General features: G+C 50.3%; 9 protein-coding genes and 1 pseudogene. All 10 read left to right on the top strand.

Annotated features, from left to right (window positions below):
- Nucleotides 1-246: pseudogene (locus DSOL_RS25475) on the top strand (hypothetical protein); the annotation flags it as partial.
- Between the two features lie 3 nt (nt 247-249).
- Nucleotides 250-549 (top strand): hypothetical protein, encoded by a 300-nt coding sequence (locus DSOL_RS25470; RefSeq protein ID WP_075367191.1) that lies wholly within the window; start codon nt 250-252, stop codon nt 547-549.
- Nucleotides 524-880: a hypothetical protein gene (locus DSOL_RS25465; RefSeq protein WP_075367504.1), complete on the top strand. Its 357-nt coding sequence runs from the start codon at nt 524-526 to the stop codon at nt 878-880. Before DSOL_RS25470 ends, DSOL_RS25465 begins: the two co-directional genes overlap by 26 nt.
- Before the next feature lie 9 nt (nt 881-889).
- Complete coding sequence (locus tag DSOL_RS25460; RefSeq protein ID WP_075367503.1) at nt 890-1,390, top strand: TRAG family protein; 501 nt, start codon at nt 890-892, stop codon at nt 1,388-1,390.
- Nucleotides 1,356-2,945 carry a VirD4-like conjugal transfer protein, CD1115 family gene (locus DSOL_RS25455; RefSeq protein ID WP_235839005.1) on the top strand — a complete coding sequence of 530 codons (1,590 nt, stop codon included), beginning with the start codon at nt 1,356-1,358 and terminating at the stop codon, nt 2,943-2,945. The genes DSOL_RS25460 and DSOL_RS25455 overlap by 35 nt, the downstream gene beginning before the upstream one ends.
- Before the next feature lie 15 nt (nt 2,946-2,960).
- Nucleotides 2,961-3,323 carry an Mbov_0395 family pilin-like conjugal transfer protein gene (locus DSOL_RS25450; RefSeq protein ID WP_139314624.1) on the top strand — a complete coding sequence of 121 codons (363 nt, stop codon included), beginning with the start codon at nt 2,961-2,963 and terminating at the stop codon, nt 3,321-3,323.
- 137 nt (nt 3,324-3,460) lie between these two features.
- Nucleotides 3,461-3,691: a DUF6133 family protein gene (locus DSOL_RS25445; RefSeq protein ID WP_075367186.1), complete on the top strand. Its 231-nt coding sequence runs from the start codon at nt 3,461-3,463 to the stop codon at nt 3,689-3,691.
- 215 nt (nt 3,692-3,906) lie between these two features.
- A complete protein-coding gene (locus tag DSOL_RS25440) occupies nt 3,907-4,206 on the top strand; it encodes a SpoVG family protein (RefSeq protein ID WP_075367502.1) in 300 nt (99 codons plus the stop codon).
- Between the two features lie 36 nt (nt 4,207-4,242).
- Nucleotides 4,243-5,070 carry a conjugal transfer protein TrbL family protein gene (locus tag DSOL_RS25435; RefSeq protein WP_486598773.1) on the top strand — a complete coding sequence of 276 codons (828 nt, stop codon included), beginning with the start codon at nt 4,243-4,245 and terminating at the stop codon, nt 5,068-5,070.
- 25 nt (nt 5,071-5,095) lie between these two features.
- Entirely contained in the window at nt 5,096-5,299 is a 204-nt protein-coding gene (locus DSOL_RS25430; RefSeq protein WP_427854462.1) for a mercury transporter, read from the top strand.
- The last annotated feature ends 74 nt before the right edge of the window (nt 5,300-5,373 follow it).

The following is a 5,373-nucleotide window of genomic DNA, read 5'->3' as shown; positions in this document are numbered from 1 at the left end:
TTTGCCATCCGAAGCGGCTTGGTGGACGAAAAGGCTCTGTTTTCCGAAACCGAACTGATGGTGCTTCACTCTAACCTGGTAAAGCTGACGCTACTGGACAACAATCTTGCCAATGACGACATGATTTCCGTCGGGCAGATGATTGACAAAATCGAGGACATTGTGCCCGAACTCAAAGGCAGGGACTATGACTTCGACTTTGAGGGCGAATTCCGGCAGGACATGGATGAGGAGATTGGAGGGTGAAGCATGGGCAGCAAAAGAAACCAAACCATTGCCATAGCGCGGTTTTTGGCCTATAAGAACGATTTGAACAAGCGGTTGGAGGCCATGACAGACGAGCAATATATGAAAAAGCCCATCGGCCTTGAGGTGGGGCAGTATGTGGAGGATCTGTTGAAATACTGCCCCGAAAGTACGGTGGATACGGTGTTAAAGCATCAGGACGATTTGATTTTGCGGCTGGGCGAGGACTATCTGAGCATTGTCGCCTTTATGCCGTACGCGGAGGGAGGCGGAATCCATGCCGGACAGCAGGCCCAACGCTAACCTATGGGGCAATATCATCTCCTGTGGCGAAATCGCCTTAGGCATTTATGAGATTGTGGGCGACAAAAGCAAGGGTATTATGATGTCAAAGGCGGACGCTGAAAAAATACTGCCCGAAGCGGTTGCCGCCAGGGGTGAACCGGAGGGTGAAAACCTGTGCTTTACCGATGAGCTTTCCACCTCCCTTGTGGGAGACGAGCTGGTCCGGCAGGGACTGATTACCGACCCGGATTTTATCGCAAGGCAGGAAGCCTTGAAGCAGCTTGACGACGCGGAATACGATACGGGTTTTGAAGCCTTCAACGAGATCGAATTTGAACTGGAAATGTGAGGTGGAGCTATGAAAACAAGACCCAAACTGATGATCTGCTCCCTGATATTTTTGACCGGCGGTTTTGTCAATCTCTTTTTCTCAACCGCCCTTCACGGGCTACTGTCAAGGCAGATGACGGTATTGAAGCTGCTGCCCATCAGTGAATGCCTTGCCAGTCTTTTTTCAAGTAAACAGCATTTTCTTCTTTATCTTTGCTTGCAGGGCTTCATGCTGATTCTGGCGGTGATGTACTTTCTCACTAACCTACGGCCCTATCAGTCGGATTTGACGGAGATCACGCCGGATATCAAGACGCCCGTTGCGGTGGGACAGTACCAGCACGGCTCGGCAAGATGGCTCGAAGACGCCGAAAAGGACAAAGCCTTTGCAAGCTTTGCTTTAAATCCCCACAACAAGGTTATCAAGGCGCTTATCAAAGGCGGCTATGATAATATAGACTTTCTGAAAAACAAGAAGAACAAGGAAAAGGAGGTTGAGGACGATATTTCATCCCAAGACAATCCCTAAACCAAAACCGGAACCCGATGAAGACGTCGCCTTTGCTTTACGCGAGGGCGGCGTTGTGCTTGGAATGAAAAAGGAGGGCGTTAACGAGCACATCTATTATGTAGGCGAGGACAGCCATCTGCTGTGTGTCGGTGCCACCCGGAGCGGGAAAACCCGCAACCTGGTGGTGCAGTCCATCTGCACCCTGGGATTGGCCGGTGAATCCATCGTGGTCAGTGACCCGAAAGCGGAGTTATACGACTACACCGCGGAGTTTCTCAAAGAACTCGGCTACCGGGTGCTGGTGCTGGATTTCAAAACCCCGTCCAAAAGTATGCGCTACAACCTGTTGCAGCCTATCATTAATGCGGTCAACTGTGACGACACTGACAGGGCGGAAATGCTGGCCTGGGATCTGACCAACAACTTTGTCGGCAAGCCGGAAGGCGAAAAAATCTGGACAAACGGCGAATGCTCCATCATTGCCGCTGCCATCCTCTGCGTGGTGTGCGACAACAGGCGCCGGCCTGATTACCAGAACCTCACCAATGTCTACTGGTTTATCGCCGAAATGGTGAAGATGATCGGAAACAAAATGCCTCTCTTAGAGTACGTCAAAAAACTTCCACCCTCCCATCCCGCCAAGGCGCTGCTTTCCATTTCCGATGTGGCTCCGTCAAGGACAAGGGGCAGCTTCTACACCTCCGCCTTGACAACCCTCAGATTGTTCACTTCAAGATCCATCTATTCCATCACCCATACCAGCGATTTTGAATTGCAGGACATCGGGCAGGAAAAGCAGGCATTGTTCATCATATTGCCGGACGAAAAGACCACCTTTTATCCAGTGGCCTCCCTCATCGTGTCGCAGCAGTATGAGCTTTTAGCAAATCTGGCAGATACAAGAGGTGGACGGCTCAAGCAACGGGTCAACTTCATGCTGGACGAATTCGGAAATTTCACCACCATAAGTGATTTTGCGAACAAACTCACAGTCGGCGGCGGGCGCGGGATGCGGTTCAACCTGTTTATTCAGTCCTTCTCCCAACTGAAAGAAAAGTACGATGAGAACATCTCGGATACCATCAAGGCCAACTGCCAGACCTTGGTTTATCTACAGGCTGATGACATGGACACCCTGCGGGAGATCAGCGAAAAGCTGGGGACCTACACCGTTTCCAGCTATCAGCTATCGGCCAATCATGCGAAGTACACCACTCCATCAAGTTCCCACAGCATTAGCCTGATTGAGCGCAAGCTTTTGAATGTGGACGAAGTACGACGGGTTTCTCGTCCCTACCAGATCGTTACATCCCGGACCCATCCCGCTATCATGTATTCCCCCGACCTGTCGGAGTGGTATTTCAACAAGATGCTGGGTCTGGGGGACAAGGAGCATAATCGCCGGTTAAGGGAAGAACGGGAGCAGAAACGCCCGCTCGTCACCGACGTGGGCAAGGAAATCGCTCTGTGGAATATCTGGGTTTACTACCAGAAGGATATCATGCGCAAGCTCCAGCAAAAGGCCGCGGAGGGGAAAGGTCAATCGGCGACGGGTGAAGCGGATATGGATTGAGGAAAGGAGGATTTTATGAAACTGAAAAACGCAACAAAAAAGGCCTCAAGGCTTTTAAAGAAAGTCCGGACCTTCGTCGTTGCCGTCTTAGCGGCAACGTCAATGATGGCGGTGCCGGCTTACGCCGCTGACGGCGTTCAGGGCAGCAAGATTGTCACGGGGACAGAAAAGCTGATCGGCGATGTCACCACCTGGCTGATGGTGCTGGCTCCGGTGGTAGCGGGCTTGCTGATCATCTATTTCTTCATCCGCCGCAGCGCCGCCGACGAGATGGACACGAAAAAGTGGAACAACCGTATTGTGGTTGCCATTGTGTCCTGTATCGGTGCCGTACTCGGCTCGGCAACTTTGAATTTGATTATCGGTTACTATAAGTAACTGCGGCAACCAATCTGACCAAAGGTAGTGTTTCGCACATTGTTTTTTATTTTCCACTATCTTAACTTTCAAAAGGCTTCACCCCCTCATTGCCAACAGTCATTCAATAAGAAAAATAAGAAAGGTGAGATTCAAGTATGAAAAACTTAATTATGAAGGCAAGAGTAAATATGATGAAGGGAATGGTTTCTGCCAGAGGCATCCTGACAGACAGAAGTGGGTCAGGAATGATTGACCTTGCTATCAACGTAATGATCAGCGTAGTTTTGGGAGCTTTAGTCCTTGCAGGATTGTATCTGCTCTTTGGCTCGACTATACTTCCGTTGCTTTCTGAAAAAATAAAGGCCATATTCAACTACCAAGGCTAAGTCAGAGAAGGCGTGCCTTCCGCATTGGTTTCTCTGCCGTTAATTCCAGCCTGATATACTGGCTCCTATCTCAAATGATAGGAGTTGAAATATTATCACGGACCGCATCAAGGATATGTTTAACTATCATGGATGATTACCGGCAGTAGAATTATTGTATCTGACCGTAGGGGCGCGTTGCCCCTGCCTATTTAATTGTACGGAGGATTTTGAAAATGAAGATTAAAGCTGAAATCAGGAACATTTTTCAGGACAGCGGCAAGCTGAAAGCCGTATCCAACCTTGTGATCGAGGACTGCTTCGTCGTGAAAAACGTGAGGGTGATCGATGGTAAAAACGGCCTGTTTGTGTCCATGCCGAGCCGTCAAAACGCTGACGGCAAATATTCCGACATCTGCTTCCCCATCCGGTCCGAGGTGCGGGAGCAAATCGAAAAAGAGGTGCTGGACGCCTACCATGAGGCGCTCACAAAGGGCGAACAGGCTGGGGACGGAACGGACAGCGACGCTTCGTAAAGCAAAATCCTGGAGGGAGGTGAAATCAATTTGGAAGTGCTCCTGGTATTGCTTATCGTCGCGCTGTTAAATGGTGCCATTGCCTATATCAACGACCTTTTGACCGGGATTGTGCCCATGACCCTGTATGCGGAGCAGTACATGACCACCGTGTCCGGCTCCAATATCGCGGCTACGCTTTTTAACATCCTGTTCGGCTTCGGCGTGTCTCTCATCGTATTGAAGTTTCTTAAAAAAGGCTTTGAAACCTATATACTTTGGAGCGACGGCGATGCGGACGAAGAACCCCTTTCCCTGCTGACCAACTTTTTTAAGGCGCTGGCGGTGGCCGTTTGTTTTCCCACTCTGTATAAGTGGATGGCAGACATTGTGGAGGATATGACCAGCCAACTGCTGACAGCCATCGGAGTAACAACGAATTACGGCTGGCAGGCATGGGTGAATGGTATTTCCACGATGGGGCTTGTGACAGCCATCTTCGGGCTGATTTTTATCATCTGCTATTTCATGCTGTACTTCCAGTTTCTCATGCGGGGCCTTGAAATCTTTATCCTGCGGGTGGGCGTTCCCCTTGCCTGCGTGGGACTCCTGGACAACGACAAAGGCGTTTTCAAGGCATATCTCAACAAGTTTTTCCAGTCCATGCTGGCCGTGGTGGTGCAGATTGTCCTCTCCAAGCTCGGCGTGGGGCTGATGCTCAACATGCACGTCTTTTGGGGCCTGGCCTGCATGATGCTTGCCATCCGGACGCCGCGCTTCTTGCAGGACTTCCTCATCACGACGGGTGGCGGTGGTGGCGGGGTTATCAACAATGTGTACCATTCCGTGAGGCTGATCGGCATGGCGCAAAAATTAACGAAGTAAAGGCGGTGGATGGACATTGGTTACGATGGACGACATTTCCAAGGCGATTATCATCCTTGTCCGCCTGGGCGCCGTCGCAAGGTTTATATACTGCATGATCAGGCTCTCCGGCGCGGAGGAAGAACAGACGCAGTATAAGAAGCGGGCGAAAAACACCGTCATTTTCTATGTGCTGGCAGAGTGTATCTGGCAGATTAAGGACCTGGTGCTGTATTACTATACCCCATGACGCATTATACAGAGTAACGGCATAATGACGATTATTGGAAAAGGAGAATTTTATGGAGGACGAAAAGCTGTATA

Source organism: Desulfosporosinus metallidurans, from assembly GCF_001936615.1.
Classification (GTDB): domain Bacteria; phylum Bacillota; class Desulfitobacteriia; order Desulfitobacteriales; family Desulfitobacteriaceae; genus Desulfosporosinus; species Desulfosporosinus metallidurans.
The sequence above is the reverse complement of the archived record's forward strand: the minus strand, read 5'-3'. Positions and strand labels throughout refer to the sequence as shown.

Coding starts and splice junctions, on each gene's coding strand:
- DSOL_RS25440 (WP_075367502.1), top strand. CDS start 3,907: ATGAAGATTAAAGCTGAAATCAGGAACATTTTTCAGGACAGCGGCAAG.
- DSOL_RS25430 (WP_427854462.1), top strand. CDS start 5,096: ATGGACGACATTTCCAAGGCGATTATCATCCTTGTCCGCCTGGGCGCC.
- DSOL_RS25450 (WP_139314624.1), top strand. CDS start 2,961: ATGAAACTGAAAAACGCAACAAAAAAGGCCTCAAGGCTTTTAAAGAAA.
- DSOL_RS25465 (WP_075367504.1), top strand. CDS start 524: ATGCCGGACAGCAGGCCCAACGCTAACCTATGGGGCAATATCATCTCC.
- DSOL_RS25470 (WP_075367191.1), top strand. CDS start 250: ATGGGCAGCAAAAGAAACCAAACCATTGCCATAGCGCGGTTTTTGGCC.
- DSOL_RS25445 (WP_075367186.1), top strand. CDS start 3,461: ATGAAAAACTTAATTATGAAGGCAAGAGTAAATATGATGAAGGGAATG.
- DSOL_RS25460 (WP_075367503.1), top strand. CDS start 890: ATGAAAACAAGACCCAAACTGATGATCTGCTCCCTGATATTTTTGACC.